At 73.4% G+C, this 26,593-nt stretch carries 24 protein-coding genes; 15 read left to right on the top strand and 9 right to left on the bottom strand.

Annotation, left to right across the window (positions count from 1 at the left end):
- Positions 1 to 25: 25 nt before the first annotated feature.
- Positions 26 to 1,267 (top strand): MFS transporter, encoded by a 1,242-nt coding sequence (locus tag ACIGA3_RS01275; protein ID WP_399710750.1) that lies wholly within the window; start codon positions 26 to 28, stop codon positions 1,265 to 1,267.
- 16 nt (positions 1,268 to 1,283) lie between these two features.
- Here the strand turns inward: ACIGA3_RS01275 and ACIGA3_RS01270 are convergent, their stop codons facing one another.
- The gene (locus ACIGA3_RS01270) at positions 1,284 to 1,682 is read right to left on the bottom strand and encodes a VOC family protein (protein ID WP_399709037.1); all 399 of its coding nucleotides are present in this window, start codon (positions 1,680 to 1,682) and stop codon (positions 1,284 to 1,286) included.
- 19 nt (positions 1,683 to 1,701) lie between these two features.
- The gene (locus ACIGA3_RS01265; RefSeq protein ID WP_399709034.1) at positions 1,702 to 2,337 is read right to left on the bottom strand and encodes a TIGR03085 family metal-binding protein; all 636 of its coding nucleotides are present in this window, start codon (positions 2,335 to 2,337) and stop codon (positions 1,702 to 1,704) included.
- A gap of 82 nt (positions 2,338 to 2,419) precedes the next feature.
- Between ACIGA3_RS01265 and hisI the strand changes: the two genes are divergently transcribed.
- The 11 genes from hisI (at position 2,420) to lgt (ending at position 11,306) form a co-directional block, all read left to right on the top strand.
- Entirely contained in the window at positions 2,420 to 2,800 is a 381-nt protein-coding gene (gene hisI, locus ACIGA3_RS01260; protein WP_399709031.1) for a phosphoribosyl-AMP cyclohydrolase, read from the top strand.
- Between the two features lie 5 nt (positions 2,801 to 2,805).
- Positions 2,806 to 4,287, top strand: a complete 1,482-nt coding sequence (locus ACIGA3_RS01255; protein ID WP_399710748.1) for an anthranilate synthase component I — start codon at positions 2,806 to 2,808, stop codon at positions 4,285 to 4,287.
- Between the two features lie 49 nt (positions 4,288 to 4,336).
- A complete protein-coding gene (locus tag ACIGA3_RS01250) occupies positions 4,337 to 4,975 on the top strand; it encodes a TIGR02234 family membrane protein (protein WP_399709028.1) in 639 nt (212 codons plus the stop codon).
- 168 nt (positions 4,976 to 5,143) lie between these two features.
- The gene (locus ACIGA3_RS01245; RefSeq protein WP_399709025.1) at positions 5,144 to 5,401 is read left to right on the top strand and encodes an HGxxPAAW family protein; all 258 of its coding nucleotides are present in this window, start codon (positions 5,144 to 5,146) and stop codon (positions 5,399 to 5,401) included.
- A gap of 92 nt (positions 5,402 to 5,493) precedes the next feature.
- Positions 5,494 to 5,937 carry a DUF2752 domain-containing protein gene (locus ACIGA3_RS01240; protein WP_399709022.1) on the top strand — a complete coding sequence of 148 codons (444 nt, stop codon included), beginning with the start codon at positions 5,494 to 5,496 and terminating at the stop codon, positions 5,935 to 5,937.
- Between the two features lie 133 nt (positions 5,938 to 6,070).
- Positions 6,071 to 6,880 (top strand): indole-3-glycerol phosphate synthase TrpC, encoded by an 810-nt coding sequence (gene trpC / locus ACIGA3_RS01235; protein WP_399709019.1) that lies wholly within the window; start codon positions 6,071 to 6,073, stop codon positions 6,878 to 6,880.
- Between the two features lie 22 nt (positions 6,881 to 6,902).
- A complete protein-coding gene (gene trpM / locus ACIGA3_RS01230) occupies positions 6,903 to 7,133 on the top strand; it encodes a tryptophan biosynthesis modulator TrpM (RefSeq protein ID WP_399709016.1) in 231 nt (76 codons plus the stop codon).
- Positions 7,134 to 7,213: 80 nt separating this feature from the next.
- A complete protein-coding gene (trpB, locus tag ACIGA3_RS01225; protein WP_399709013.1) occupies positions 7,214 to 8,500 on the top strand; it encodes a tryptophan synthase subunit beta in 1,287 nt (428 codons plus the stop codon).
- Complete coding sequence (gene trpA / locus ACIGA3_RS01220; RefSeq protein ID WP_399709010.1) at positions 8,497 to 9,315, top strand: tryptophan synthase subunit alpha; 819 nt, start codon at positions 8,497 to 8,499, stop codon at positions 9,313 to 9,315. Before trpB ends, trpA begins: the two co-directional genes overlap by 4 nt.
- Before the next feature lie 82 nt (positions 9,316 to 9,397).
- Positions 9,398 to 10,174, top strand: a complete 777-nt coding sequence (locus ACIGA3_RS01215; RefSeq protein ID WP_399709007.1) for a DsbA family protein — start codon at positions 9,398 to 9,400, stop codon at positions 10,172 to 10,174.
- Positions 10,175 to 10,259: 85 nt separating this feature from the next.
- Complete coding sequence (gene lgt, locus ACIGA3_RS01210; protein WP_399709004.1) at positions 10,260 to 11,306, top strand: prolipoprotein diacylglyceryl transferase; 1,047 nt, start codon at positions 10,260 to 10,262, stop codon at positions 11,304 to 11,306.
- Positions 11,307 to 11,368: 62 nt separating this feature from the next.
- On the opposite strand, the gene ACIGA3_RS01205 is transcribed toward lgt, so the two are convergent.
- The 7 genes from ACIGA3_RS01205 to ACIGA3_RS01175 are packed head-to-tail and all read right to left on the bottom strand — an operon-like array spanning position 11,369 to position 19,104.
- Positions 11,369 to 12,175, bottom strand: a complete 807-nt coding sequence (locus ACIGA3_RS01205) for an HpcH/HpaI aldolase/citrate lyase family protein (RefSeq protein ID WP_399709001.1) — start codon at positions 12,173 to 12,175, stop codon at positions 11,369 to 11,371.
- Positions 12,172 to 13,386 (bottom strand): CaiB/BaiF CoA transferase family protein, encoded by a 1,215-nt coding sequence (locus ACIGA3_RS01200; protein WP_399708998.1) that lies wholly within the window; start codon positions 13,384 to 13,386, stop codon positions 12,172 to 12,174. The genes ACIGA3_RS01205 and ACIGA3_RS01200 overlap by 4 nt, the downstream gene beginning before the upstream one ends.
- Positions 13,383 to 14,276, bottom strand: coding sequence for a ribokinase (gene rbsK / locus ACIGA3_RS01195; protein WP_399708995.1), 894 nt, complete (start codon positions 14,274 to 14,276; stop codon positions 13,383 to 13,385). The genes ACIGA3_RS01200 and rbsK overlap by 4 nt, the downstream gene beginning before the upstream one ends.
- Complete coding sequence (locus ACIGA3_RS01190) at positions 14,273 to 15,637, bottom strand: ADP-ribosylglycohydrolase family protein (RefSeq protein WP_399708992.1); 1,365 nt, start codon at positions 15,635 to 15,637, stop codon at positions 14,273 to 14,275. Before ACIGA3_RS01190 ends, rbsK begins: the two co-directional genes overlap by 4 nt.
- The gene (locus ACIGA3_RS01185) at positions 15,625 to 16,809 is read right to left on the bottom strand and encodes an ADP-ribosylglycohydrolase family protein (protein WP_399708989.1); all 1,185 of its coding nucleotides are present in this window, start codon (positions 16,807 to 16,809) and stop codon (positions 15,625 to 15,627) included. The genes ACIGA3_RS01190 and ACIGA3_RS01185 overlap by 13 nt, the downstream gene beginning before the upstream one ends.
- A 7-nt stretch (positions 16,810 to 16,816) precedes the next feature.
- Positions 16,817 to 17,929 (bottom strand): ADP-ribosylglycohydrolase family protein, encoded by a 1,113-nt coding sequence (locus tag ACIGA3_RS01180; protein WP_399708986.1) that lies wholly within the window; start codon positions 17,927 to 17,929, stop codon positions 16,817 to 16,819.
- On the bottom strand, positions 17,926 to 19,104 hold the full coding sequence (locus tag ACIGA3_RS01175; protein ID WP_399708983.1) for an ADP-ribosylglycohydrolase family protein: 1,179 nt from the start codon (positions 19,102 to 19,104) through the stop codon (positions 17,926 to 17,928). Before ACIGA3_RS01175 ends, ACIGA3_RS01180 begins: the two co-directional genes overlap by 4 nt.
- A gap of 262 nt (positions 19,105 to 19,366) precedes the next feature.
- Here ACIGA3_RS01175 and ACIGA3_RS01170 point away from each other — a divergent pair, with 262 nt between their 5' ends.
- The 3 genes from ACIGA3_RS01170 to ACIGA3_RS01160 all read left to right on the top strand — a co-directional run bounded on the left by ACIGA3_RS01170 (position 19,367) and on the right by ACIGA3_RS01160 (position 26,579).
- Positions 19,367 to 20,098, top strand: a complete 732-nt coding sequence (locus ACIGA3_RS01170; protein WP_329010408.1) for a VIT1/CCC1 transporter family protein — start codon at positions 19,367 to 19,369, stop codon at positions 20,096 to 20,098.
- Between the two features lie 429 nt (positions 20,099 to 20,527).
- Positions 20,528 to 25,123: a glutamate synthase large subunit gene (gene gltB / locus ACIGA3_RS01165; protein WP_399708980.1), complete on the top strand. Its 4,596-nt coding sequence runs from the start codon at positions 20,528 to 20,530 to the stop codon at positions 25,121 to 25,123.
- Positions 25,116 to 26,579, top strand: coding sequence for a glutamate synthase subunit beta (locus ACIGA3_RS01160; protein ID WP_399708977.1), 1,464 nt, complete (start codon positions 25,116 to 25,118; stop codon positions 26,577 to 26,579). The genes gltB and ACIGA3_RS01160 overlap by 8 nt, the downstream gene beginning before the upstream one ends.
- The last annotated feature ends 14 nt before the right edge of the window (positions 26,580 to 26,593 follow it).

The following is a 26,593-nucleotide window of genomic DNA, read 5'->3' as shown; positions in this document are numbered from 1 at the left end:
CGGTCCGGTGACCGGCACCACCGTCATACCGCCGGCCGTCACCGACGCCGACGCCGTACGCGCGGCTCATCGCGACCCCAACGTGCTGCGCTGGCTGGGCGCGTACACCGCGTCCATGCTCGGGGACAACGTCTACTACATCGCGCTGTCCTGGGCCGCCGTGCGGGCGGGCAGTCCCTCGGAGGCGGGGGCGGTGATGGCGGCCAGCGCGGTGCCCAGGGCTCTGCTGCTGCTGGGCGGCGGGGTGATCGCGGACCGGTTCGGGCCGCGCAGGGTGGTCGTCGGGAGCGACGCCGTGCGGTGCGCGGCCGTGCTCGCCGTCGCCGCGCTGCTCTTCGTCACCACGCCCGGACTGTGGCCGCTCGCCGCGCTGGCGCTGGTCTTCGGCACCGTCGACGCCGTCTTCATGCCGGCCGTCGGCGCGCTCCCGGCCCGGATCACCGCACCCGGCCAGCTCGCCCGCGTCCAGGGCCTGCGCGGGCTCGCCATCCGGATCGCCGGTGTCGTCGGCGCCCCGCTCGGCGGACTCGGCGTGGCGACGGGCGGCGCGGCCGCCGCCTTCGGGCTCGCCGGACTGCTCATCGCGCTCTCGCTGCCCCTGCTGATCACGGTGCGGCTCAGGCCGCTGCCCGCCGACGAGAACGCCCGCGAGCGGGGCACCGCCTGGGCCGACCTCGCGGACGGACTGCGCCACGTCCGCCGCCACCGCGTCCTCGGCCCGCTGATGCTCGCCATCGCGCTCGGCGACTTCGGCTTCGTCGGCCCGCTCAACGTCGGCCTCACCCTGCTCGCCGACCGGCGCGGCTGGGGCGCCTCCGGCATGGGCTGGGTGCTCGCCGGATTCGGCGTCGGCGCGGGCGCCGTCTCAGCTCTGCTCGCCGTACGCGGCCGGGTGCCGCGCGCCGGGCTGACCGCCGCCTGCTCGATCCTCGCCGGGTCCGTCGCCATCGGCGCCCTCGCCTACGTGCCCCGGCTCGCCGGGGCCGTCGGCGTCGCCCTGCTGATCGGGCTGCTCGCCGGGCTCAGCGGCGCGATGTGCGGGGCCCTGCTCCAGACCCAGGCCGACCCCGCCTACCTGGGCCGGATCACCGCGGTCGCCAGTCTGGTCAGCCTCGGTCTCGCCCCGCTGAGCATGCCGTTCGCGGCCGCCGCGATCGGCGCCTTCGGGCTCGGGCCGGTGTTCGTGGCCAGCGCCGTGGTGTGCGGGCTCGGCGGGGTCGTCGTGCTGTGCTTCCCGCACCTCAGGCGGGCCGAACTGCCCGCCTGAGCGGTCCGCCCGGGCCTCAGTGCAGCCGCTGGGTCAGCTGCACCAGATTGCCCACCGTGTCGTCGAACACGGCCGCCAGCACCGGCCCCTGCTCCTGCGGGGGATGGGTGAACCGGACACCGGCGGCGCGCAGCCGCTCGTACTCCACCCGCATGTCGTCCACCTCGAACACGATGGTCGGCAGGCCCGCCTCGTACAGCGCCGTGCGGTACGGCTCGGCGATGGGGCCCCCGCCGGGCTCCAGCAGCAGCTGGAGATCCGGCTGGGCACCCTCGGGTGCTCCCACCGTCACGAACAGCACGCCGTCACCGAGGTCCATGTGCAGCCGGGTCTCGAACCCCAGCACCTCCGTGTAGAAGGCGTGCGCCCTCGCCACGTCGTCCACGTACACCCCGGTCATGGCGACCTTGATCATGGCGGTGCTCCCGGTCCGGTCAGAGGCCCAGCTGACGGCACTCGTGCAGGGCGGCGATCGCGTCCGCGTCGCCCTCCAGTGCCACCTTGGCCGCGTCCTGCCGTCCGTAGGCGAACATCAGCAGCTCCGAGGGCTCGCCGGTCGCCGTGACCACCGGCGTGCCCCGGTGCGCCACCGCCGTACGGCCGTCCGGGCGGCGCAGCACCAGACCGGTCGGCGCGTGCCGACCGGTCATCCGGGCGGTGCGCTCCAGCCGCGTCCACAGTGAGTCCTGGAACACCGGGTCCAGTTCACGCGGGCTCCAGTCCGGCTGGGCGCGGCGCACGTCCTCGGTGTGGATGTAGAACTCGACCGTGTTGGCCGCCTCGTCCACCTGCTTCAGCCGGAACGGGGAGTACTTCGGCGGACCGGTGCGGATCAGCCGGATCAGCTCGTCGTAGGGCCTGGCCGCGTACTCCTCCATCACCCGGTCCAGCCGGGGGGCCAGCGGCTTGGCGAGCATCCCGGCCGCCGCGTCCGGGCGCCGCTCGCGCACCACCACGTGCGCGGCCAGATCGCGGGTCGTCCAGCCCTCGCACAGAGTCGGTGCGTCCGGGCCGGCGGTTTCCAAGAGGTCGGCGAGCAGGAGCCGTTCACGCTTGGCGAAGGTCGACATGGGTTCAGCCTACGGCCACACCCGGGGACCACGCAGCGGACACGGACCGTGACGTGGGGCGCCGCACGGCACAATGGCACCCATGACCCGTACGACCGGCAGCCCCCGTCCCAGCGGCCTCGACCCCGAGATCGCCGCCCGCCTCAAGCGCGACCCGGACGGCCTCGTCCCCGCGGTGGCCCAGCAGTACGACACCGGCGAGGTGCTGATGCTCGGCTGGATGGACGACGAGGCGCTGCACCGCACGCTGACCACCGGCCGCTGCACGTACTGGTCCCGCAGCCGCCAGGAGTACTGGGTCAAGGGCGACACCTCCGGCCACGTCCAGCTGGTCAAGTCGGTCGCGCTGGACTGCGACGCCGACACCCTGCTGGTCAAGGTCGACCAGACGGGCGCCGCCTGCCACACCGGCGAGCGCACCTGCTTCGACGCCGATGTGCTGCTGAAGGGTGAGGACCAGTGAGCGCCATGGACCTGGACACCTTCCGCAAGCTCGCCGCCGACCGGCGCGTCATCCCGGTCACCCGCAAGCTCCTCGCCGACGGCGACACCCCCGTCGCCCTCTACCGCAAGCTCGCCGCCGAGCGCCCCGGCACCTTCCTGCTGGAGTCCGCCGAGAACGGCCGCTCGTGGTCCCGGTACTCCTTCGTCGGCGTCCGCTCGGCCGGCACCCTGACCACGCGCGACGGCGAGGCCCACTGGCTCGGCACCCCGCCGGTCGGCGTCCCCACCGACGGTGATCCGCTCGCCGCGCTGCGCGCCACCCTCCAGGCCCTGCACACCCCGCACCTTCAGGGCCTGCCGCCCTTCACCGGCGGCATGGTCGGCTACCTCGGCTACGACATCGTCCGCCGCCTGGAGAAGATCGGCCCCGGCGAGCGCGACGACCTCCAGCTGCCCGAGCTGACCATGCTCCTCACCAGCGACCTCGCCGTGATGGACCACTGGGAGGGCTCGGTCCTGCTGATCGCCAACGCGATCAACCACAACGACCTCGACACCGGCGTGGACGAGGCGTACGCCGACGCGGTCGCCCGGCTCGACGCCATGGAGGCCGACCTCGCCCGCCCGGTCGCCCAGCCCCCGGCCGTCCTGCCGCCCTCCGAGCTGCCCGAGTACACCGCGCTCTGGGGCGGCCCCGACTTCCAGGAGGCCGTCGAGGACGTCAAGGAGCGCATCCGCGCGGGCGAGGCGTTCCAGGTCGTGCCCTCCCAGCGCTTCGAGACGCCCTGCACCGCCAGCGCCCTCGACGTCTACCGGGTGCTGCGGGCCACCAACCCCTCCCCGTACATGTACCTGTTCCGCTTCGACGGGTTCGACGTGGTCGGCTCCTCGCCGGAGGCGCTGGTCAAGGTCGAGGACGGGCGGGCCATGGTGCACCCCATCGCCGGCACCCGGCACCGGGGCGCCACCCCGCAGGAGGACCAGGCGCTCGCCGACGAGCTGATGGCCGACCCCAAGGAGCGCGCCGAGCACCTGATGCTGGTCGACCTCGGCCGCAACGACCTCGGCCGGGTCTGCGAACCCGGCTCGGTGGAGGTCGTCGACTTCATGTCGATCGAGCGCTACTCGCACGTGATGCACATCGTGTCCACCGTCACCGGCGAGATCGCCGGCGGCCGCACCGCCTTCGACGTGCTCACCGCCTGCTTCCCGGCCGGCACCCTCTCCGGGGCCCCCAAGCCGCGCGCCATGCAGATCATCGACGAACTCGAGCCCTCCCGGCGCGGCCTGTACGGCGGCTGCGTCGGCTATCTCGACTTCGCGGGCGACTCCGACACCGCCATCGCCATCCGCACCGCCCTGCTGCGCGACGGCACGGCATACGTGCAGGCGGGAGCCGGGATCGTCGCCGACTCCGACCCGGTCGCGGAGGACCAGGAGTGCCGCAGCAAGGCGGCCGCGGTGCTGCGCGCGGTGCACACCGCCAACCGGCTGGGCACGGTGTGACCCTTTCGCGGGAACCCCGGATGACGCTTCGTCCGGGGTTCAGGCGATAGTGGAGTACGTGACTGCCGTACCTCACCCCCGTTCCGAAGCCGCCGCGCCCGCCCGCTCCGGCCGGCGCAGCCTCGCCGCGGCCCTGCTGTTCGGCGCGCTCGGCGCGGCCGTGGCGCTGCTGGCGACCCGGCAGCGCTGGTCCGAGGGGACCGCGACGGTCGCCGGAGGCGCCTTCCCGCTGACCGCCAAGGGCAGCGACGTCACCGGCGTCCCGGCCGCCCTGGCCGTCGTGGGCCTCGCCGCGCTCGTCGCCGTCTTCGCCGTCCGCCGGGCGGGCCGGTTCGCCGTCGCCGCGCTGCTCACGCTCTCCGGCGCCGGCATCGTCGCCGCCGCCCTCGCCGGTGTCGCCGACGGCTCCGCGCTGGACGAGAAGGCGGCCGAGGCCACCGGCGACACCTCGGCCACCGTCGAGGCCCTCACCCACACCGCCTGGCCCTACGCCGCGGCGGTGGGCGGGGTGCTGATCCTGCTCGCCGGACTCCTCGCGCTGCGCTACGGCTCCCGCTGGCCCGCCATGTCCGGCCGCTACGAGCGCGGCACGGACCGCCCCCGGCGCGCCGCACGCCCGGTCGATCCGGAGCGCCCGGAGGAGATCTGGAAGGCCCTGGACCGGGGCGAGGACCCCACCGGCGCCTGAACCACCGCCCGGTGTGGGCAACCAGACTCCCACCCCCGCGTCGATCACGCGGGCGCGTACGGGACAATGGACCGCGAGCGACCGGCTCGGACAGTGACGGGCGGGCTCGGAACCGTACGACACGTACGACATGTACTACGACACGTACACAGCAACGAGGAGCAAGTCATGGCGGGCAGCAGCCACGGTCACACCCCGGCCGCCTGGACCGGTGTCATCATCGCCTTCATCGGTTTCTGCGTCTCGGGCGCCTTCACCGTGATGGCCCAGCCCGTCGGCTTCTGGGCCGGTCTGGTGATCGTGGTCCTCGGTGGCGTCGTGGGCTGGATCATGCGCTCCATGGGCCTCGGCATGCCGAAGGCGAGCGCCACCCCGGCCCGCCCTGCCGCGGCGGCCACCCGTGAGCCGGTCGGCGCGGAGAGCTGAGCGAATCGCCTGAAGGGGCGCCCCGGAGCCGTACGGACGGCACCTGGGGCGCCCCTCGCGCGTCCACGGGGGGCCCACGGCACAATGCCAGGGTGAATGCCGATGGTGCCGCCTCGCCCCTCGCCCCGCCCGAGGACCCACCGCTGTGGCGTCGCCTCGCCACCCCGGCCGGGGTGCTGGCCGCCGTGGCCGGAGCCTTCGCCTACGTCGGCGCCGTCGACCCCAACCAGCCCGGCCACTACCCGGTCTGCCCGCTCTACGCGCTCACCGGGCTGTACTGCCCCGGCTGCGGCGGACTGCGCAGCGCGCACGCCTTCGTCCACGGCGACCTCCTCGGCGCCCTGCACGACAACGCGGCCGGAGTGGCCGCCTACTTCGCCTTCGCCGTGCTGTGGACCGTCTGGGCGGTCCGCGCGGCCGGAGGCAGGCCGATGCGGCTCACCCTCGGCCGTACCCCGCTGTGGGTGGCCGGCTCCGCGCTACTGCTCTTCACCGTCGTCCGGAACCTGCCGGTCGGTGGCTTGATCCGTCCTTGATCAACAAGGAATGTCCAGGTAATGGGACCGCCGCCCGCCGGATGCGAGCCCAGGCACTTCCTCCGGATACCATCGCAGTGACCATGGGTTTTCGAACCCGTCCCAGGACCAAGGCTGAAAGGGGGCCGCTCGCGTGAGTGTGCTCGACGAGATCATCGACGGAGTCCGGGCCGACCTCGCGGAGCGGCAGGCCCGCGTCAGCCTCGACGAGCTCAAGGAGCGCGCGGCGCAGGCCCCGGCCGCCAAGGACGGCGTGGCTGCCCTCAAGGGCGACGGCGTCAAGGTCATCTGCGAGGTCAAGCGCTCCAGCCCGTCCAAGGGCGCGCTGGCCGCCATCGCCGACCCGGCCGCCCTCGCCGCCGACTACGAGGCCGGCGGCGCCGCCGTCATCTCCGTCCTCACCGAAGAGCGCCGCTTCGGCGGCTCGCTGGCCGACCTGGAGGCCGTCCGCGCCCGCGTCGACATCCCGGTGCTGCGCAAGGACTTCATCGTCACCTCGTACCAGCTGTGGGAGGCCCGGGCGTACGGCGCCGACCTCGTGCTGCTCATCGTCGCCGCGCTGGAGCAGCCCGCGCTGGAGTCGCTGATCGAGCGCGCCGTGTCCATCGGTCTGACCCCGCTGGTCGAGGTGCACGACGAGGACGAGATCGAGCGCGCCGTGGACGCGGGCGCCCGCATCATCGGCGTCAACGCCCGCAACCTGAAGACCCTGGAGGTCGACCGGGGCACCTTCGAGCGGATCGCCCCGGAGATCCCCGACGAGCTGGTCAAGGTGGCGGAGTCCGGCGTACGCGGCCCGCACGACCTGATCGCCTACGCCAACGCGGGCGCCGACGCCGTCCTGGTCGGCGAGTCCCTGGTCACCGGCCGCGACCCCAAGACCGCGGTGGCCGACCTGGTGGCCGCGGGCGAGCACCCCGCACTGCGGCACGGCCGCGGCTGACACCCCGGTAGGCTTGACCCCGATGACACTCACCCTGACCACCACCGTGGACCGGCACGCCCGCCTCGCGCGCGGCTGCCGGCCGCGGGGCTGCCGCGCCCCGGCCCGCCGGGTCCACGGCCGCAGGGTCAGGTACCACATCGGGAACGAGCCCGGTCAGGTAAACGGCATGCGATGGCAGCGCCCGGCCCTTGGGGGCGCGGGGCTCCGTTCGATTCTGCGGCTCCGCCGCGTGGGCGCGACAAGCCACTGACGGCGCGCGGCCAACAAGACGAATCCCCGCCCCCACGGCGAATAGTGTCTTTTCACACGCACTCACCGTGAGGTACCGGCATGCCCAGCAGTAACTACTTCTTCCCTGACCCGGAGGGTCAAGTCCCCACCGTCCAGGGCTACTTCGGCGCGTTCGGCGGCAAGTTCATCCCGGAAGCCCTCGTGGCCGCCGTGGACGAGGTCGCCGTCGAGTACGACAAGGCCAAGCAGGACCCGGAATTCGCCCGCGAGCTGGATGACCTCATGGTCAACTACACCGGCCGCCCCAGCTCGCTCACCGAGGTCCCCAGGTTCGCCGAACACGCCGGTGGCGCAAGGGTGTTCCTCAAGCGCGAGGACCTCAACCACACCGGCTCGCACAAGATCAACAACGTGCTCGGCCAGGCCCTGCTCACCAAGCGCATGGGCAAGACCCGTGTCATCGCGGAGACCGGCGCCGGCCAGCACGGCGTCGCCACCGCCACCGCCTGCGCCCTGTTCGGCCTCGACTGCACCATCTACATGGGCGAGATCGACACCGAGCGCCAGGCCCTCAACGTGGCCCGGATGCGCATGCTCGGCGCCGAGGTCGTGGCCGTGAAGTCCGGCAGCCGCACCCTGAAGGACGCCATCAACGAGGCGTTCCGCGACTGGGTCGCCAACGTCGACCACACCCACTACCTCTTCGGCACCGTCGCGGGCCCCCACCCCTTCCCGGCCATGGTCCGCGACTTCCACCGCGTCATCGGTGTGGAGGCCCGCCGCCAGATCCTGGAGCGCGCCGGCCGCCTCCCGGACGCCGCCATCGCCTGCGTCGGCGGCGGCTCCAACGCCATCGGCCTCTTCCACGCCTTCATCCCCGACGAAGATGTCCGCCTGATCGGCTGCGAGCCCGCCGGACACGGCATCGACACCGGCGAGCACGCGGCCACGCTGACCGCGGGCGAGCCCGGCATCCTGCACGGCTCCCGCTCCTACGTCCTCCAGGACGACGAGGGCCAGATCACCGAGCCGTACTCGATCTCGGCCGGCCTGGACTACCCCGGCATCGGACCCGAGCACTCCTACCTCAAGGAATCCGGCCGGGGCGAGTACCGCGCGGTCACCGACGACGCCGCCATGCAGGCGCTGCGTCTGCTGTCGCGCACCGAGGGCATCATCCCGGCCATCGAGAGCGCGCACGCGCTGGCCGGCGCCCTGGAGGTCGGCAAGGAGCTGGGCCCGGACGGGCTGATCCTCGTCAACCTCTCCGGCCGTGGCGACAAGGACATGGACACCGCCGCCCGGTACTTCGGGCTCTACGACACCGACGCCGAGGTCGCGGCCGACGAGGCCCACACCGCGGAGATCGAGGGGGACGCCAAGTGAGCGGGAACATTCAGCTGCTGTCGGACACCCTCGCCGCCGCCAGGGCCGAGGACCGCGCCGCGCTCATCGCCTACCTCCCGGCCGGGTTCCCGACCGTGGACGGCGGCATCGAGGCGATCAAGGCCGCCTTCGACGGCGGCGCCGACGTGGTCGAGGTCGGCCTGCCGCACAGCGACCCGGTGCTGGACGGCCCGGTCATCCAGACCGCCGACGACATCGCCCTGCGCGGCGGCGTACGCATCGCGGACGTCATGCGCACGGTCCGCGAGGCCCACGCGGCCACCGGCAAGCCGGTGCTCGTGATGACCTACTGGAACCCCATCGACCGCTACGGCGTCGAGCGGTTCACCGCCGAGCTGGCCGAGGCGGGCGGCGCGGGCTGCATCCTGCCCGACCTGCCCGTGCAGGAGTCCGCGCCGTGGCGCGAGCACGCCGAGAAGCACGGCCTCGCCACGGTCTTCGTGGTCGCCCCCAGCAGCAGGGACGCCCGGCTCGCCGAGATCACCTCGGCGGGCAGCGGTTTCGTCTACGCGGCCTCGCTGATGGGCGTCACCGGCACCCGCGCGTCCGTCGGCGCGCAGGCCGAGAACCTGGTGGCACGTACCCGCGCCACCGGCTCCGGCCTGCCCGTCTGTGTCGGCCTCGGTGTCTCCGACGCGGCCCAGGCCGCCGAGGTGGCCGCCTTCGCCGACGGCGTCATCGTCGGCTCGGCGTTCGTGAAGCGGATGCTGGACGCGCCCGACGACGCCTCCGGTGTCGACGCGGTCCGCGCGCTCGCCGCCGACCTGGCGAAGGGCGTCCGCCGGGGCGCCTGACCTGCGTCGCTCCAGGTCACTCGAATGGGTGGACCTCCGGCCGGGGAGGCGCAATGCGCCTCCCCGGTTCGTTCTGGGGGGTGTGAGCGAGAAGAACCGTGATGGAAAGAGCAACGCCCGCCGACGCCTGGCCGCCGAGCGCGAGAAGCAGAAGTCCGCGGACAAGCGCCGGCGCGCGCTGATCGTCGGTGTCAGTGTCGTCGGCGTCCTGGGCCTCGCGGCGGTGATCGGGGTCATCGCGGCCAACGCGGGCAAGGACAAGGGCAGCAAGAACGCGGGCCCGGTCGTGGCCCCCTCCGGCGCGCAGGGCAAGGACAGCCTGGCGATCCCGGTCGGCGAGGAGGGCGCCAAGTCCACGCTCACCATTTGGGAGGACTTCCGCTGCCCCGCCTGCCAGTCCTTCGAGACGCGGTACCGCTCCACGCTGCACGAGCTGACCGACGCGGGCAAGCTCCGGGTCGAGTACCACCTGGTCCGCCTGATCGACGGCAACATGGGCGGCACCGGCTCGCTGCACTCGGCCAACGCCGCGGCCTGCGCCCAGGACGCCGGGAAGTTCCGCGAGTACCACGACGTGCTGTACGCGAACCAGCCCCCGGAGACCGACGACGCCTTCGCCGACAACGGCAAGCTGATCGACCTCGCGGGCAAGGTCAAGGGCCTCGACACGCCCGCGTTCCGCTCCTGTGTGAACGACGGCACCCACAACAGCTGGGTGGACCGCTCCCAGCAGGCGTTCGCCTCCGGCAACTTCGGCGGCACGCCGACGGTGCTGTTCGGCGGCAAGAACATCTACCAGGACCAGTCCATGACCCCCGAGAAGCTCAAGGAGATGGTGGAGACGGCCGACCGCGGGTGAGGGGGTTTTCTCACCTCCCCGTTATGGACCCGTAGCCCAGCCGCGCGGCGACCGCGCGGCCCGGCACGGTAGCGTCGACCTTGCCATGGAACTTGCCTACATTCCCAGTCCGTCGCGCGGGGTGCTGTACCTCGGCCCCGTCCCGCTGCGCGGTTACGCCTTCTGCATCATCATCGGTGTCTTCGTCGCCGTCTGGCTCGGCAACAAGCGCTGGGTAGCGCGGGGCGGCCGCCCCGGCACGGTCGCCGACATCGCGGTGTGGGCCGTCCCCTTCGGCCTCGTCGGCGGCCGGCTCTACCACGTGATCACGGACTATGAGCTGTACTTCAGCCCGGGCCGCGACTGGGTGGACGCCTTCAAGGTGTGGGAGGGCGGCCTGGGCATCTGGGGCGCCATCGCGCTCGGCGCGGTCGGCGCCTGGATCGGCGCCCGGCGCCGGGGCGTGGCCCTGCCCGCCTACGCCGACGCCGTCGCCCCCGGCATCGCCTTCGCGCAGGCCATCGGCCGCTGGGGCAACTGGTTCAACCAGGAGCTGTACGGCCACGAGACCCACCTGCCCTGGGCCCTGCACATCACCTCCTCCGAGGGCGGCCGGGTGCCGGGCTACTACCACCCGACCTTCCTCTACGAGTCGCTGTGGTGCGTGGGCGTCGGCTTCCTGGTCATCTGGGCCGACCGCCGCTTCAAGCTGGGCCACGGCCGCGCCTTCGCGCTGTACGTCGCCGCCTACTGCTCGGGCCGCGCCTGGATCGAGTACATGCGGGTGGACGACGCCCACCACATCCTGGGCCTCCGGCTGAACGTCTGGACCGCCGTCGTGGTGTTCCTGCTGGCCGTGACCTACCTGGTGCTCTCCGCCCGGCGCCGCCCGGGCCGGGAAGCGGTCGTCGAGCCGGGTGCCTCCGACGATCCGGCAGGGGCCGGGGCAGAGGCCGAGGCGGACGCCGGTGACGGTGAGGCCAAGGCCGAGGATGGGGCCGAGGCGAAGGTCGACATGACCAAGGGTGAGAAGGCCGAGAAGGCCGAGAAGACCGAGAAGGCCGAGCCCGAGGACGCTCCGGCCGAGCCCGAGCCCGAGCCCGAAGCCAAGGCCGGCGTCAAGGACACCGCCGAGTCCGGCAAGAAGGGCTGACCTTAAGCTCCGTACGCATGCCGAAGGGCGCCCGGAAACACTCCGGGCGCCCTTCGCCGTGTTCAGGCCCCGCCGGCCATCGACAGCGTCCGCTGGGCCTGGGCCACCGCCGCCGCGTCGATGAAGCGGCCGTCCGGGAGAGCCAGCGCGCCCTGCTCGGTGGCCGCCGCCTTCAGAACCGTCTCCGCCTCCGCCAGCTCCTCCGGGGTGGGGAGGTAGGCCCGCGCGATCACCGGGAGCTGGCGGGGATGGATCGCCGCGCGGCCCACGAAGCCGAGGGCGCGGCCACGGGCGCAGGACGCGGCGAGCCCGTCCAGGTCCCGTACGTCGGGGTGGACCGACTGGGGAGGCGGGGCCAGGCCGGCCGCGCGGGCGGCCACCACCACCCGCGCGCGGCACCAGTCCAGGCCCGCGTCGGCCCGTACCCCGAGGTCGGAGCGGAGGTCGGCCTCGCCGAGGGACAGGCCGCGCAGGGCGGGGTGCGCGGTGGCGATGGCGTAGGCGTGCTCGATGCCGAGGGCGGACTCCAGTAGCGCGTACAGCGGCAGCGCGGTGGCCTCGGCGGTACGGCGGATCTGCTCGGGCACCGCCACCTTGGGCAGCCGCAGCCCGGAGACGCCCGGCAGGTCGGCCAGGGCGGCGAGGTCGGCCGCCGCCCAGGGGCCGTGGGGGCCGTTGAGGCGGACGTGGACCGGGACCGGCTGGGGGTCGGAGAGCCGGTCGGCGGTGGCCGCGCGGGCGTACTCCTTGCGGTCCGGGGCGACCGCGTCCTCCAGGTCGATCACCACCACGTCGGCGCCCGCCGCGAGCGCCTTGTCCACCACACGCGGCCGGTCGCCGGGGACGTACAGCCAGGTCAGCGGGGTCACAGCGCACCCTCCTCGCGCAGGGCGCGCAGCTCGGCCGGGCCGAGGCCCAGCTCGGTCAGGACCGTGTCGGTGTCGGCGCCGTGTCCGCGTCCGGCCCAGCGGATCGCGCCGGGGGTCGCGGAGAGCCGGAAGAGGACGTTCTGCATGCGCAGCGGGCCGAGGTCCGGGTCGGCCACGGTGGTGACCGTGTCAAGCGCCTGGTACTGCGGGTCCTCGAACACGTCCCGTACGTCCTGCACGGGGGCGATGGCCGCCTCGGCCTTCTCGAAGGCGGCCAGCACCTCGTCGCGGGTGCGGGCGGCGATCCAGTTGCCGACCGCCTCGTCCAGTTCGTCGGCGTGCGCGGCCCGCTGCACTCCGGTGGCGAACCACGGTTCGTCGGTCAGTTCCGGGCGGCCCACCAGGCGCATCACCCGTTCCGCCACGGACTGCGCTGAGGTGGAGACCGCCACCCAGGAGCCGTCCAGGGTGCGGTAGGTGTTGCGCGGGGCGTTGTTCGCGGACCGGTTGCCGGTGCGCTCCTGGACGTAACCGAGCTGGTCGTACCAGGTCGGCTGGGGGCCCAGCACGGCGAGCATCGGCTCGATGATCGCCATGTCCACCACCTGCCCGGCGCCGGTGCGCTGCCGGGCGGCCAGCGCGGTGAGCACGGCGTAGGAGGTGGCCAGGGCGGCGACGGAGTCGGCGAGCCCGAAGGGCGGCAGGGTCGGGGGTGCCTCCGGCTCGCCGGTGAGGGCCGCGAAGCCGCTCATCGCCTCGGCCAGCGTGCCGAAGCCGGGCCGGTGCGCGTACGGGCCGAACTGGCCGAAGGCCGTGACCCGCGCGAGGACCAGCCGGGGGTTGGCCGCCGACAGCTCAGGCCAGCCCAGGTCCCACTTCTCCAGGGTGCCGGGGCGGAAGTTCTCGATCACCACGTCGGAGGTGGCGGCGAGCCTGAGCAGGGTGTCCCGGCCGCCGGGGCGGGACAGGTCGAGGGTGATGGTCCGCTTGTTGCGGCCGAGCACCTTCCACCACAGGCCGATGCCGTCCTTGGCCGGGCCGTGCCCCCGGGACGGGTCGGGCCGCAGCGGATGCTCCACCTTGATCACCTCGGCGCCGAAGTCACCGAGCATCGTGGCGGCCAGCGGACCGGCGAACAGGGTGGCCAGGTCCAGCACCCGCAGGCCGTCCAGCGGCGGGCGGGTCGCGTTGTCGGGGCGGTCGGCGCTCATGCGGTGTACTGCGCCTCGATCTCGGGGCGGTACGGCATCGACGCCGACGCCCCTTCCCGCTGCACCGACAGCGCGGCCGCGGCCGCCGCCCAGGACAGCGCCTCCCGCAGCGGCTTCTCCTCGGCGACGGCGACCGCGTACGCCCCGGCGAAGGTGTCGCCCGCGCCCGTGGAGTCCACCGCCGCGACCTGGTGCGCGGGCACCGCGAGCGGTTCCGTGTTCCGGGACACGTACAGGACCCCGGCCTCGCCCAGGGTGAGCACCACCTCCGGCACCAGGTCGAGCAGACCGACGGCCGCGTCGAGGGGGTCGGTGCGGCCGGTGAGGGTGACGGCCTCGTACGCGTTGGGGACCAGGACGTCGGTCACGCTCAGCAGCTCCTCCGGCAGCGGCTGCGCGGGGGAGGGGGTGAGCACCGTACGGACGCCGTGCCGCCGGGCCGCCTCCGCGCCCGCGATCACGGCCGCGAGCGGCACTTCGAGCTGGAGCAGCAGGGCGTCGGCGGAGGCGATCAGGCCCTCGTCGCCGGGGGAGAGGTGGTCGACGGTGCCGTTGGCGCCGGGGATGACGACGATGGAGTTGCCGCCCTCGTCGTCCACCACGATGTGCGCGGTGCCGGACGGGCCCTCGACCGTGCGCAGGAAGTCGGTGTCCACGCCGGAGTGTTCGAGGGTGTCGCGGAGCCGGGCGCCGTACGCGTCGTTGCCGACCGCGCCGATCAGCGACACCACGGCGCCGGCGCGGGCGGCGGCGGTCGCCTGGTTGGCGCCCTTGCCGCCGGGAATGGTGCGGAACTCCCGGCCGGTGACGGTCTCGCCGCGCTGCGGTGCCTTGGCTACATAGGTGACGAGGTCCATGTTCGTGCTGCCGAGCACGACGATGTGGGTCATGGGCGGGTCGCCTCCAGGTGGGTGAGTCGGGCGAGGGTGTCGAAGCCGGTGCCGTCGAAGTCGGCGACCGAGGTGGCGAGCCGGTTCTTCAGCGGGGCCCGCCAGCGCTCCGGCAGCGCGTCGGGGGCGCCCGCGAGGAGGCCCGCGACGCAGCCGGCCGTCGCGCCGTTGGAATCGGTGTCCCAGCCGCCCGACACCGCCCGGCAGACCGAGCCGGTGAAGTCGCCGTCGGCGTGGGTGAGCGCCGCGGCGATCAGGGCGGTGTTGGGCAGGGCGTGCACCCAGTGGTGGGCGGGTCCGTACCGGGCGTGCAGCGCGTCCACCACGTCGTCGAAGTCCGTGTGTTCCTGGGCCAGTCGGACGGCGTGGGTCACGGCGCGGGCCAGCCGGGAGGCGGGCGGGACCACGGTGAGGCCGGTGCGCAGGCAGGCGTGCGCGTCCTGGGTGCCGGAGGCGGCCGCGGCGATGACGGCGGCCGCGAACATCGCCGCGTGGACGCCGGTGGCGGTGTGGGTGAGGACCGCGTCCCGGTGCGCCTGCGCGGCGGCCGCCGCCGGGTCGCCCGCGTTGGTCCAGCCGTGCACATCGGCGCGGATCAGGGCGCCGATCCACTCGCGGAACGGGTTGCGGAAGCGGGCGGTGTACGGGGGCTCGACCCCGCTGAGGAGGTTGCGCAGGGCGACGCGTTCGGCGGTGAAGGCGCGGCCGGGCGGGAGTTCGTCCAGCCAGAGCCCGGCCACGTCGGCGGTGGTGAAGGCGCGGCCGTGCCGGCGCAGGAGCAGCAGGCCCAGCAGGGGGTAGTTGAGGTCGTCGTCCTCCGGCATGCCGTCGATGTTCTCGGCGAGGGAGGTCGGGGCGGAGCGGCGGTTCCAGGGGTGCCGGGCGAGCAGGTCCTCGGGGACGCCCTTCGCGGTGAACCAGGTGTTCAGCGGCCAGTTGCCGGTGGCGCGGGCCAGGGCGCGGATGCCGTCCAGGGGGAGCTTCTCCACCGGTTTGCCGAGCAGGCAGCCGACGGCCCGGCCCAGCCAGGCGGCCTCCAGCGCGCCGGGGTCGGGGGCCGTACGTCCGGCGGGGGAGGCGGGCCAGTCGGGGCACAGGGCCTCGATCCGGTCCAGCGCGGTCGGCTCCTGTTCGGCCAACTCACTGGGAAGGTCTGCCAGTTCGTCCAACAGGTCCTCGGCCAGCAGCCGCAGATAGCGGGACGCGGGCTCCGGCGAGGCACCGGCCCGCTCCGGGGCGTCCGCGCCGCCCGCCGCGCGCCAGCGCGCCTCGATCCGGGTGGCGTTACGGCCGTCCAGGCGGGCCTGGCGCAGCTCATGGCCGACCAGGTCCTCGGGCTGCACCCACGTCAGTCGGAGCATGCGGGACCTCCCAGCGCGGCGAACGCCCGCTCGTGCGCCCGGCGCCGCCCGGTGTCCCGTACGAAGACCTCGCGGGCGACCTCGGTGAGCTCGCGGGCCGGGGCCCACAGGTCCAGGCGGCTCGCCTCCGCCACCGTCTTCGCCCACTTCTCGGGCACCGGCGAGCCGAGCGCGCCCGCGAGAGCGCCGGCCATCGTGGCGATCGAGTCGCAGTCCCGGCCGTAGTTGACCGCGCCCAGCACCGCGTGCCGCAGGTCGCCGCCCGCGACCACCAACATGCCGAGCGCGACGGGGAGTTCCTCGATCGAGTGCAGCCGGGAGGGGCGGCGGGCGCCGAGCGAGGGGGCGCGGTAGTCGGGGCCGACCGTGTCGTACGGGGCGACCGCCCGGCGCAGCGGGATCAGAGCCGACTCGAAGTCACCGTGCCCGGCGGCCACTTCGCAGACCTTCTCGATGGCCTCGCGGGTGCCGTCCTTGGCCAGCGCCAGGCTGGCGGCCACCACCGAGTCCGCCGTCGCGCCCGGCGCGCACGCGGCGGCCACGGCGGCCGCGAACACCCCGGCCGCCTCCCGGCCGTACGACGACTGGTGGGCGCCCGCCACGTCCAGCGCCTCGGCGTACGCGCCCGCCGGGTTGGCCGCGTTGACCAGGCCCACCGGGGCCATGTACATCGCCGCCCCGCAGTTGACGATGTTGCCGGTGCCCGCCTCACGCGGGTCCACATGCCCGTACGCGATCCGGGCCACCAGCCACTTCTCGGCGAGGAAGATCCGCTGGAGGGGCAGCGCCTCCGCCTCCAGCTCGGGAATCCAGCGCGGCTCGGTCATCAGGTCCGGCACCAGGTGCTCCGCGACGGCGTACGCGTCGAGGTGGTCCCGGACGCGGGCGTAGACCCGGATCAGCGCGTGCGTCATCAGGGTGTCGTCGGTGACGTGCCCGTCGCCCTTGTGATACGGCGCGATGGGGCGGGCGGTGCGCCAGTCGTCGCCGTTCCAGGGGCCGACGATCCCGTGCACCCGGCCACCGTGGCGCTCGACGATCTGGTCGGGGCTGTAGCCCTCGACCGGCCCGCCGAGGGCGTCCCCCACGGCGGCGCCGAGCAGGGCACCGGTGATCCGCTCGTCCAGGCCGGTCCCACCAGGGCCGGAGATTTCATCACTTTTGGGCATCATGCGCGCATCATCCCCCTGGCCGGGTCCGTTGGGCGGCTTCCAGCAGCCCGGCGAGTTCCACCAGATCGGTGCCGGTCAGCCGGGGCAGCGCGCAGCCGGAGAGGGTCCGGCAGGAGCGCCGCCACGCCTCCGGCACGCACTCCCCGCCGCCCAGCACGCCGCAGAGCGCCCCGGCGAGCGCGGGCGCGGAGTCGGCGACCCGGGACAGACAGGCGGCCGCGGGCACCGCCTCGGCGATCCGCCCGGCGGCCGCGAGGGTCAGCGCGAGTGCCACGGGGACCGTCTCGGCGGCGGCGATGCCGTAGCTGTAGACGTGGTCCACGATCTGATGCTCCAGCAGCGGCACCAGGGCGAACGCGGTGTCGGTGTCGGTCACCAGGGCCAGCGCGTGCCGGGCGTTGCGGCCGATCTCCGTGCCCTCGGGCAGTTCGTCCAGCGCGGCCGCCACACACGCGTCCGCGCCCGCGCCGGACAGAGCGGTGGCCACCGCCGCCGCCATCGCCCGCGCGCCGTGCACCCCGTCGCCGTCCTGGGTGTAGCGGGCGTCGAACTCCGCCAGGTCCGCCGCGCGGGCCGGGTCGCCGGGGTGGGCGACGGCCAGCACACAGGCGCGTACACAGGCCGCGTCGTCGAAGTAGTGCGGGTTGTCGTGGCCGGTGGCGGGCGGGCGGAGTCCGGCGGCGAGGTTGCCGAGGCCCGCGCGGACCGAGATGCGGGCGCGCAGGGGGAGTACGGCCGACTCGATCTCCGGCGCCCGTTCGGCCGCCGCGGCGACCTCGGAGGCCACGGCGGTCCAGGTCAGGTCGATCGCCGCGCGCATACGGCGGTCCCGGCTGAGGTCGCCCAGGACGTCGTCCCCGGCCCGCAGCACCGCCTCCGCCGCGAACGCCGCCCACTCCGCGTCGTCGGAGGGGCCGAGCCGGAGCGGTTCCGGGGGCTGGTTCAGCGCGATGGGCACCGGCAGCGTGGTCGTCGCGTTCTGCTCCGCGAAGGTGTCCAGCTCCCGCGTCAGCCGCCGCGTCCACTCCGGCATCCGGGCCGCCCGGTGCCGTGCGGCGGGCCATCCGGCCGCGTCCCCGGCGGCGAGCCCGAGCAGCAGGCCCTCGATCCGCCGGGTCACGACCGGGCCTCCGCTTCGTCACCCTGAGCGGCTGACGCGAGCGGGAACGGTGTCTCCGTGGCCGTACCCGCCAGGGTGAGCGGTGGCTCACCGGCAGGCACCACCGCGGGCCCCGAGAGCGCCGGCCGCACCCCCTCCGGCAGCAGGTCCGGCAGGATCACCCCCTCGCCCCACTTGCCGCCCTCCTCCGGCGTCAGGAGCTCGGCCACGTCGAGGATGTGGTGGCCCGACATGGCGGGCAGGCACCTGCCGCGGGCCGGGCCAATGGCTGCGGCCCACATGGCGGGGATGGCGGCGACACCGCCGGTGGCGCCGGCCAGGGCGCCCGCGACCGCCGCCGTCGTGTCGGCGTCCCGGCCCATGTTGACGGCCGTCAGGACCGCTTCCCGGAAGTCGCCGTCGGCCGCCGCGTACGCGCCGAAGGCGAGGGCGACCGCCTCGGGGGCCAGGTCGGTCCAGGGGTAGCCGCCGATGACCACCGCGGAGCGGACCGCGCGTTCGCCCCGGTGGGCGACGGCGACCGCGCGGCGCAGCGAGCGGGCGGTCCAGGAGTCGTCCGGTACGACGGCGAGGGCGGCCGCGATCACCACGGCCGGTTCCGCGCCCGCCATCGCCGCGGCCACCCCGGCCGCGACCGCCTGGCCGCCGTAGATGCCCTCGCCCTCGTGGCTGACCGAGCCGTCGATCGCCACCAGCCGGGCCGCCTCGGCGGGCCGTCCCGCCGCGAACACCCCGAACGGCGCCGCCCGCATCGCCAGCCCGTCGCTCCAGGCGTGCCGGTGCTGGGCGGAGATGGGCGCCGCGAGACCCCGGCGCAGGTTCTCCAGCGTGCCCCGCTCGCTGAAGCCCGCGCCCCGGAAGGGACCCTCGGCCCGGTCCGCGATCCACTGGTGCCAGGCCACCTCCACATGCGCCGGGGTGAGCGCGGAGCCGTGCCGGGCCAGCAGCAGCCCGGAGAAGATCGCGTACTCGGTGTCGTCCGTGCCGCACGGCCGGTCGGTGACGTACCCGGTGATGCGGCCCCAGCGGGCGCGGATCTCGGAGGGCTTCAGGTTCTCGGCCGGGGCGCCCAGCGCGTCGCCCACGGCCAGGCCGAGCAGCGCGCCGCGCGCCCGCTCACGGAGTCCGGGCCCGGCGGGGGCGGGGAGCGGTGAAGCGGGTGCGTTCGATGCCATGGGCGGGACCCTCCTTCGCCAGGACCGCGTGGCCCTTTGCGGATGTGTCCCACCCGAAGGGCGGCGCCCTAGCCTCCGGGCCCCCGCCATCACCCGCTCGGTACCGGGAAATCTCCGGCCCGGACGCCTGAGCAGGGAAGAAGCCGCAGGTTAGCTCAGCCTCGCCTTGCTGGCGGCGGCGCGCCGATCGCCGTAGATTGGGGGTCTTCGAAAAATAGAATCAGTCCAAAGTTAGCTTTGGCTAAGCTTTCCGGGGGTCCACATGGCCATCATCGAGACCGAGGCCGCGCTGCACGAGGCGCACCGCGACAATCACACGCACCGCGATGTCAACGGCGGCTGGCTGCGCCCCGCCGTGTTCGGCGCGATGGACGGGCTGGTCTCCAACCTCGCCCTGATGACCGGTGTCGCGGGCGGCTCGGTGGGCCATCAGACGATCGTGATCACGGGCCTCGCCGGGCTCGCGGCCGGCGCCTTCTCGATGGCGGCCGGTGAGTACACCTCCGTCGCCTCGCAGGCCGAACTCGTCCAGGCCGAGCTGGATGTCGAGCGCCGTGAGCTGCGCAAGCACCCGCAGGCCGAGGAGGACGAGCTGGCCGCGCTGTACGCCTCCCGCGGTGTCGAGCCCGCGCTCGCCCGCGAGGTCGCCCGGCAGCTGTCGAAGGACCCCGAGCAGGCCCTGGAGATACACGCCCGGGAAGAACTGGGCATCGACCCCGAGGACCTGCCCTCCCCGCTGACCGCCGCCGTCTCCTCCTTCGGCGCCTTCGCGCTGGGCGCCCTGCTGCCCGTGCTGCCCTACCTGCTGGGCGCGACGGCCCTGTGGCCCGCCGTGCTGCTCGCGCTCGCCGGACTGTTCGGCTGCGGCGCCGTGGTGGCCAGGGTGACCGCGCGCAGCTGGTGGTTCAGCGGACTGCGTCAGCTCGCCCTCGGCGGCGCGGCGGCCGGGGTCACCTTCGCCCTGGGCAGCCTGTTCGGGACGGCTGTGGGCTGAGAGACCCTGGACATATGCCGGGGCCCGCATAAATAATTGTTACTCGCGGGTTTCGCACGCTTGACCGTCGGGCATGAGCCGTAAGCACTGCGGGCAACGGCGCCCGCGGTGCACTCGCGGGACGGCGACGACGCCTCCCCGCCCCTGGGCCCGCCCGGTGCCGGTCCGACCGGTCGCCACCCGTCCGGCCCACTCGCAGGACCCCGCTCGAAACCGCTGTGAACCCCCGCTTTTCCCGCCGCCCGGAGCGGCGCCCGCCGTACCCCACGGCACCGCGCCGCGCCCCCTGTGGCGTCCGCATGGTGGAACGGAGTATCCGGTTCCCGACAAGCGTTCCATCATGTAACCTGCACGAAATTTTGCACCAGCAGAGGGCCAGCGTCGTCCCTCGGCACCTGCCACACGCCACTGACGACGACGGGAGAGCCGATGCGTACGACGCGCCAGCCGTCCCAGCATTCCGTGACCGACCGCCCCTGGTCCTTCATGGATGCCCGCCCTGCCGCGCAGGGCATGTACGACCCCCGCGACGAGCACGACGCCTGCGGCGTCGGCTTCGTGGCCACCCTCACCGGTGAGGCGAGCCATGCGCTGGTCGAGCAGGCGCTGACCGTACTGCGCAATCTCGAACACCGCGGCGCGACCGGCTCCGAGCCCGACTCCGGAGACGGCGCCGGCATCCTCTCCCAGGTGCCCGACGCCTTCTTCCGTGAGGTGGCCGGATTCGACCTCCCGGCCGCCGGTTCCTACGCCGTCGGCATCGCCTTCCTGCCCGAGGACGGCACCGCCGAAGTCGTCTCACGGATCGAGACGATCGCCGCCGAGGAGGGCCTCACCGTCCTCGGCTGGCGCGAGGTCCCGGTCGCCCCCGAACTGCTCGGCGCGACCGCCCGCTCCACCATGCCGGCCTTCCGCCAGCTGTTCGTCGGCGACGGCGTCAGCGAGGGCATCGCGCTGGACCGCAAGGCGTTCGTCGTGCGCAAGCGCGCCGAGCGGGAGGCCGGGATCTACTTCCCGTCCCTGTCCGCCCGGACGATCGTCTACAAGGGCATGCTGACCACCGGCCAGCTGGAGCCCTTCTTCCCGGACCTGTCCGACCGCCGGTTCGCCTCCGCGATCGCGCTGGTGCACTCCCGCTTCTCCACGAACACCTTCCCGTCGTGGCCGCTGGCGCACCCGTACCGCTTCGTCGCCCACAACGGCGAGATCAACACCGTCAAGGGCAACCGCAACTGGATGCGCGCCCGCGAGTCCCAGCTCGGCTCCGACCTGTTCGGCACCGACGACAACCTCGCCCGCACCTTCCCGGTCTGTACGCCGGACGCCTCCGACTCGGCGTCCTTCGACGAAGTGCTGGAACTGCTCCACCTCGGCGGGCGCTCGCTGCCCCACGCGGTGCTGATGATGATCCCGGAGGCGTGGGAGAACCACGACTCCATGGACCCGACCCGGCGCGCCTTCTACCAGTTCCACTCCACGATGATGGAGCCCTGGGACGGCCCCGCCTGCGTCACCTTCACCGACGGCACCCAGGTCGGCGCCGTTCTCGACCGCAACGGCCTGCGCCCCGGCCGCTACTGGGTCACCGACGAGGGCCTGGTCGTCCTCGGCTCCGAGGTCGGCGTCCTCGACATCGACCCCGCCCGGGTGGTCCGCAAGGGCCGCCTCCAGCCCGGCCGGATGTTCCTGGTGGACACCGCCGAGCACCGCATCATCGAGGACGACGAGATCAAGGCGCAGCTCGCCACCGAGCTGCCCTACACCGACTGGATGGCGACGGGCGAGATCGAGCTGGGCGACCTGCCCGAGCGCGAGCACATCGTCCACACCCACGCCTCCGTCACCCGCCGCCAGCAGACCTTCGGCTACACCGAGGAAGAGCTGCGGATCATCCTCGCCCCGATGGCCAAGGCCGGCGCCGAGCCCATTGGCTCCATGGGCACCGACAGCCCCATCGCGGTCCTCTCCGAGCGTCCCCGGCTGCTCTTCGACTACTTCACCCAGCTCTTCGCCCAGGTCACCAACCCGCCGCTGGACGCCATCCGCGAGGAACTGGTCACCTCCCTGCGCAGCTCGCTGGGCCCCCAGGGCAACCTGCTCGACCCGAGCGCCGCCTCCTGCCGCTCGGTCCTGCTGCCCTTCCCGGTGATCGACAACGACGAGCTGGCCAAGCTCATCCACATCAACGCCGACGGCGACATGCCCGGCTTCAAGGCCGCCACCCTCTCCGGCCTCTACCGGGTCTCCGGCGGCGGCGACTCCCTCGCCGCGCGCATCGAGGAGATCTGCGCCGAGGCCGACGCCGCCATCGACAACGGCGCCCGGCTCATCGTGCTCTCCGACCGGCACTCCGACGCCGAGCACGCCCCGATCCCGTCGCTGCTGCTCACCGCCGCCGTCCACCACCACCTCATCCGCACCAAGGAGCGCACCCACGTCGGCCTGCTGGTCGAGGCCGGTGACGTCCGCGAGGTCCACCACGTCGCCCTGCTGATCGGCTACGGCGCCGCCGCGGTCAACCCCTACCTGGCGATGGAGTCCGTCGAGGACCTGGTCCGCGCGGGCACCTTCCTGCCCGGCATGGAGCCCGAGCAGGCCATCCGCAACCTCATCTACGCCCTGGGCAAGGGCGTGCTGAAGGTGATGTCCAAGATGGGCATCTCCACCGTCGCCTCCTACCGGGGCGCCCAGGTCTTCGAGGCCGTCGGCCTGGAAAACGCCTTCGTGGAGAAGTACTTCGCCGGCACCACGACCAAGATCGGCGGCGTCGGCATCGACGTCATCGCGCGTGAGGTCGCCGCCCGGCACGCCAAGGCGTACCCCGCCAGCGGCATCGCGCCCGCCCACCGCACGCTCGACATCGGCGGCGAGTACCAGTGGCGCCGCGAGGGCGAGCCGCACCTGTTCGACCCGGAGACGGTCTTCCGCCTCCAGCACTCCACCCGCAGCGGCCGCTTCGACATCTTCAAGAAGTACACCGACCGGGTGAACGAGCAGTCCGAGCGCCTGATGACGCTGCGCGGCCTGTTCGGCTTCGACTCCGGCCGCGCCCCCATCCCGGTGGACGAGGTCGAACCGGTCTCCGAGATCGTCAGGCGCTTCTCCACCGGCGCCATGTCGTACGGCTCCATCTCGCAGGAGGCGCACGAGACCCTCGCCATCGCCATGAACCAGCTGGGCGGCAAGTCCAACACCGGTGAGGGCGGCGAGGACGCGGAGCGGCTGTACGACCCGGCCCGGCGCAGCGCCATCAAGCAGGTCGCCTCCGGCCGCTTCGGCGTCACCTCCGAGTACCTGGTCAACGCCGACGACATCCAGATCAAGATGGCCCAGGGCGCCAAGCCCGGCGAGGGCGGCCAGCTGCCCGGCCACAAGGTGTACCCGTGGGTCGCCAGGACCCGGCACTCCACGCCCGGCGTGGGCCTGATCTCCCCGCCGCCGCACCACGACATCTACTCCATCGAGGATCTCGCCCAGCTGATCCACGACCTGAAGAACGCCAACCCCGCCGCCCGCATCCACGTGAAGCTGGTCTCCGAGGTCGGCGTCGGCACGGTCGCGGCCGGTGTGTCCAAGGCGCACGCCGACGTGGTGCTGGTCTCCGGCCACGACGGCGGCACCGGCGCCTCCCCGCTGACCTCGCTCAAGCACGCGGGCGGTCCCTGGGAGCTGGGCCTCGCCGAGACCCAGCAGACCCTGCTGCTCAACGGGCTGCGCGACCGGATCGTCGTCCAGACCGACGGTCAGCTCAAGACCGGCCGGGACGTGGTCATCGCGGCGCTGCTCGGCGCCGAGGAGTTCGGCTTCGCCACCGCGCCCCTGGTCGTCTCCGGCTGCGTGATGATGCGCGTCTGCCACCTGGACACCTGCCCGGTCGGCATCGCCACCCAGAACCCGGTGCTGCGCGAACGCTTCGAAGGCAAGGCCGAGTACATCGTCAACTTCTTCCGGTTCATCGCCGAAGAGGTCCGCGAACTCCTCGCCGAGCTGGGCTTCCGCTCCATCGAGGAGGCCGTCGGCCACGCCGAGGTGCTCGACGTGGAGCGCGCCGTCGACCACTTCAAGGCCCAGGGCCTCAACCTGGAGCCGCTGTTCCACGTGCCCGAGCTGCCCGAGGGCGCGGTCCGCCACCAGGTCGTCTCCCAGGACCACGGGCTGGAGAAGGCGCTCGACAACGAGCTGATCAGGCTCGCCGCCGACGCGCTCGCCGCCACCGACGCCACCGAGGCGCACCCGGTGCGCGCCCAGGTCGCCATCCGCAACATCAACCGCACGGTCGGCACCATGCTCGGCCACGAGGTGACCCGGAAGTTCGGCGGCGCCGGACTGCCCGACGACACCATCGACATCACCTTCACCGGCTCGGCCGGCCAGTCCTTCGGCGCGTTCCTGCCGCGCGGTGTCACGCTGCGCCTGGAGGGCGACGCCAACGACTACGTCGGCAAGGGCCTCTCCGGCGGCCGGATCGTGGTCCGCCCCGACCGGGCGGCCGACCACCTCGCCGAGTACTCCACCATCGCGGGCAACACCATCGGCTACGGCGCCACCGGCGGCGAGCTGTTCCTGCGCGGCCGTACCGGCGAGCGGTTCTGCGTCCGCAACTCCGGGGCCCTGGTGGTCTCCGAGGGCGTCGGCGACCACGGCTGCGAGTACATGACCGGCGGCCACGCCGTCGTCCTCGGCCCGACCGGGCGGAACTTCGCGGCCGGCATGTCCGGCGGCATCGCGTACGTCATCGACCTCGACCCGGACAACGTCAACGCGGGCAACGCCGGCGGGGTCGAGCCCCTTGACGACGCCGACCGCACCTGGCTGCACGACGTGGTGCGCCGCCATGCCGAGGAGACCGGTTCCACGGTCGCCGGGAAGCTGCTCGCGGACTGGGACCGGTCCGTGGAACGCTTCAGCAGGATCATCCCCAGCACGTACAAGGCAGTGCTCGCCGCCAAGGACGCCGCCGAGCGGGCCGGTCTCTCCGAGACCGAGATCACCGAGAAGATGATGGAGGCGGCGACCAATGGCTGATCCCAAGGGCTTTCTGAACCACGGCCGCGAGGTCGCCCGGACCCGTCCCGTCGGCGAGCGCGTCAAGGACTGGAACGAGGTCTACGTCCCCGGCTCCCTGCTGCCCATCATCGGCAAGCAGGCCGGCCGGTGCATGGACTGCGGCATCCCGTTCTGCCACAACGGCTGTCCGCTCGGGAACCTGATCCCGGAGTGGAACGACTACGCCTACCGGCAGGACTGGGCCGCCGCCTCCGAGCGGCTGCACGCGACCAACAACTTCCCCGAGTTCACCGGCCGGCTGTGCCCCGCGCCCTGTGAGTCGGCCTGTGTGCTGGGCATCAACCAGCAGCCGGTCACCATCAAGAACGTCGAGGTCTCCATCATCGACCAGGCGTGGGAGACCGGGGACGTGGCCCCGCGCATCCCCGAGCGGCTGTCCGGCAAGACGGTCGCCGTCATCGGCTCCGGCCCGGCCGGGCTCGCCGCCGCCCAGCAGCTCACCCGCGCCGGTCACACGGTCGCCGTCTACGAGCGCGCCGACCGCGTCGGTGGCCTGCTGCGGTACGGCATCCCCGAGTTCAAGATGGAGAAGCGGCACATCAACCGCCGTATCGAGCAGATGCGCGCGGAGGGCACCCGGTTCCGCACCGGCGTGGAGATCGGCCGCGACCTCAAGGCCGGCGACCTGAGGAAGCGGTACGACGCGGTCGTCATCGCCGCCGGTTCCACCACCGCCCGCGATCTGCCCGTCCCCGGACGGGAGTTGAACGGCATCCACCAGGCGATGGAGTACCTGCCGCTGTCCAACAAGGTCCAGGAGGGCGACTACGTGGCCCCGCCGATCTCGGCCGAGGGCAAGCACGTCGTCGTCATCGGCGGCGGCGACACCGGCGCCGACTGCGTGGGCACCGCCCACCGCCAGGGCGCGGCCTCCGTCACCCAGCTGGAGATCATGCCCCGCCCGAACGACGAGCGGCACCCGCTGAACCAGCCCTGGCCGACCTTCCCCATGCTGTACAAGGTCACCAGCGCCCACGAGGAGGGCGGCGAGCGGGTCTACGCCGTCTCCACCACCCACTTCGAGGGCGACGAGGACGGCAACGTCCAGGCGCTGCACCTGGCCGAGGTCGAGTTCATCGACGGCAGGCTCACCCCGAAGCCGGGCAGCGAGCGGAAGATCCCGGCCCAGCTGGTCACCCTCGCCATGGGCTTCACCGGCACCGACCGGGAGAACGGCCTGGTCGACCAGTTCGGCCTGGAGCTGGACGAGCGCGGCAACATCGCCCGCGACGCCGACTTCCGGACCAACGTGCCCGGCGTGTTCGTCGCCGGTGACGCGGGCCGGGGCCAGTCCCTGATCGTGTGGGCCATCGCCGAGGGCCGCTCCGCCGCCCGAGGCGTGGACCGCCACCTCACCGGGGCCAGCGACCTGCCCGCCCCGATCCGCCCCACCGACCGCTCCCTGGCGGTCTGACCTCCCCCGACCCG

The organism is Streptomyces sp. NPDC085596 (assembly GCF_044541565.1).
Taxonomy (GTDB): Bacteria; Actinomycetota; Actinomycetes; order Streptomycetales; family Streptomycetaceae; genus Streptomyces.
This window is presented reverse-complemented; position numbering and strand designations above follow the sequence as displayed.

Excerpts from the sequence above, each read along its gene's own strand:
- ACIGA3_RS01170 (WP_329010408.1), top strand. The coding sequence starts at position 19,367 with ATGGCCATCATCGAGACCGAGGCCGCGCTGCACGAGGCGCACCGCGAC.
- ACIGA3_RS01255 (WP_399710748.1), top strand. The coding sequence starts at position 2,806 with ATGGACCTGGACACCTTCCGCAAGCTCGCCGCCGACCGGCGCGTCATC.
- trpB (WP_399709013.1), top strand. The coding sequence starts at position 7,214 with ATGCCCAGCAGTAACTACTTCTTCCCTGACCCGGAGGGTCAAGTCCCC.
- ACIGA3_RS01185 (WP_399708989.1), bottom strand. The coding sequence starts at position 16,809 with ATGATGCCCAAAAGTGATGAAATCTCCGGCCCTGGTGGGACCGGCCTG.
- ACIGA3_RS01245 (WP_399709025.1), top strand. The coding sequence starts at position 5,144 with ATGGCGGGCAGCAGCCACGGTCACACCCCGGCCGCCTGGACCGGTGTC.
- gltB (WP_399708980.1), top strand. The coding sequence starts at position 20,528 with ATGCGTACGACGCGCCAGCCGTCCCAGCATTCCGTGACCGACCGCCCC.
- ACIGA3_RS01160 (WP_399708977.1), top strand. The coding sequence starts at position 25,116 with ATGGCTGATCCCAAGGGCTTTCTGAACCACGGCCGCGAGGTCGCCCGG.
- hisI (WP_399709031.1), top strand. The coding sequence starts at position 2,420 with ATGACCCGTACGACCGGCAGCCCCCGTCCCAGCGGCCTCGACCCCGAG.
- ACIGA3_RS01175 (WP_399708983.1), bottom strand. The coding sequence starts at position 19,104 with ATGGCATCGAACGCACCCGCTTCACCGCTCCCCGCCCCCGCCGGGCCC.
- ACIGA3_RS01200 (WP_399708998.1), bottom strand. The coding sequence starts at position 13,386 with ATGAGCGCCGACCGCCCCGACAACGCGACCCGCCCGCCGCTGGACGGC.
- ACIGA3_RS01265 (WP_399709034.1), bottom strand. The coding sequence starts at position 2,337 with ATGTCGACCTTCGCCAAGCGTGAACGGCTCCTGCTCGCCGACCTCTTG.
- ACIGA3_RS01270 (WP_399709037.1), bottom strand. The coding sequence starts at position 1,682 with ATGATCAAGGTCGCCATGACCGGGGTGTACGTGGACGACGTGGCGAGG.
- lgt (WP_399709004.1), top strand. The coding sequence starts at position 10,260 with ATGGAACTTGCCTACATTCCCAGTCCGTCGCGCGGGGTGCTGTACCTC.
- rbsK (WP_399708995.1), bottom strand. The coding sequence starts at position 14,276 with ATGACCCACATCGTCGTGCTCGGCAGCACGAACATGGACCTCGTCACC.
- ACIGA3_RS01190 (WP_399708992.1), bottom strand. The coding sequence starts at position 15,637 with ATGCTCCGACTGACGTGGGTGCAGCCCGAGGACCTGGTCGGCCATGAG.
- trpM (WP_399709016.1), top strand. The coding sequence starts at position 6,903 with ATGACACTCACCCTGACCACCACCGTGGACCGGCACGCCCGCCTCGCG.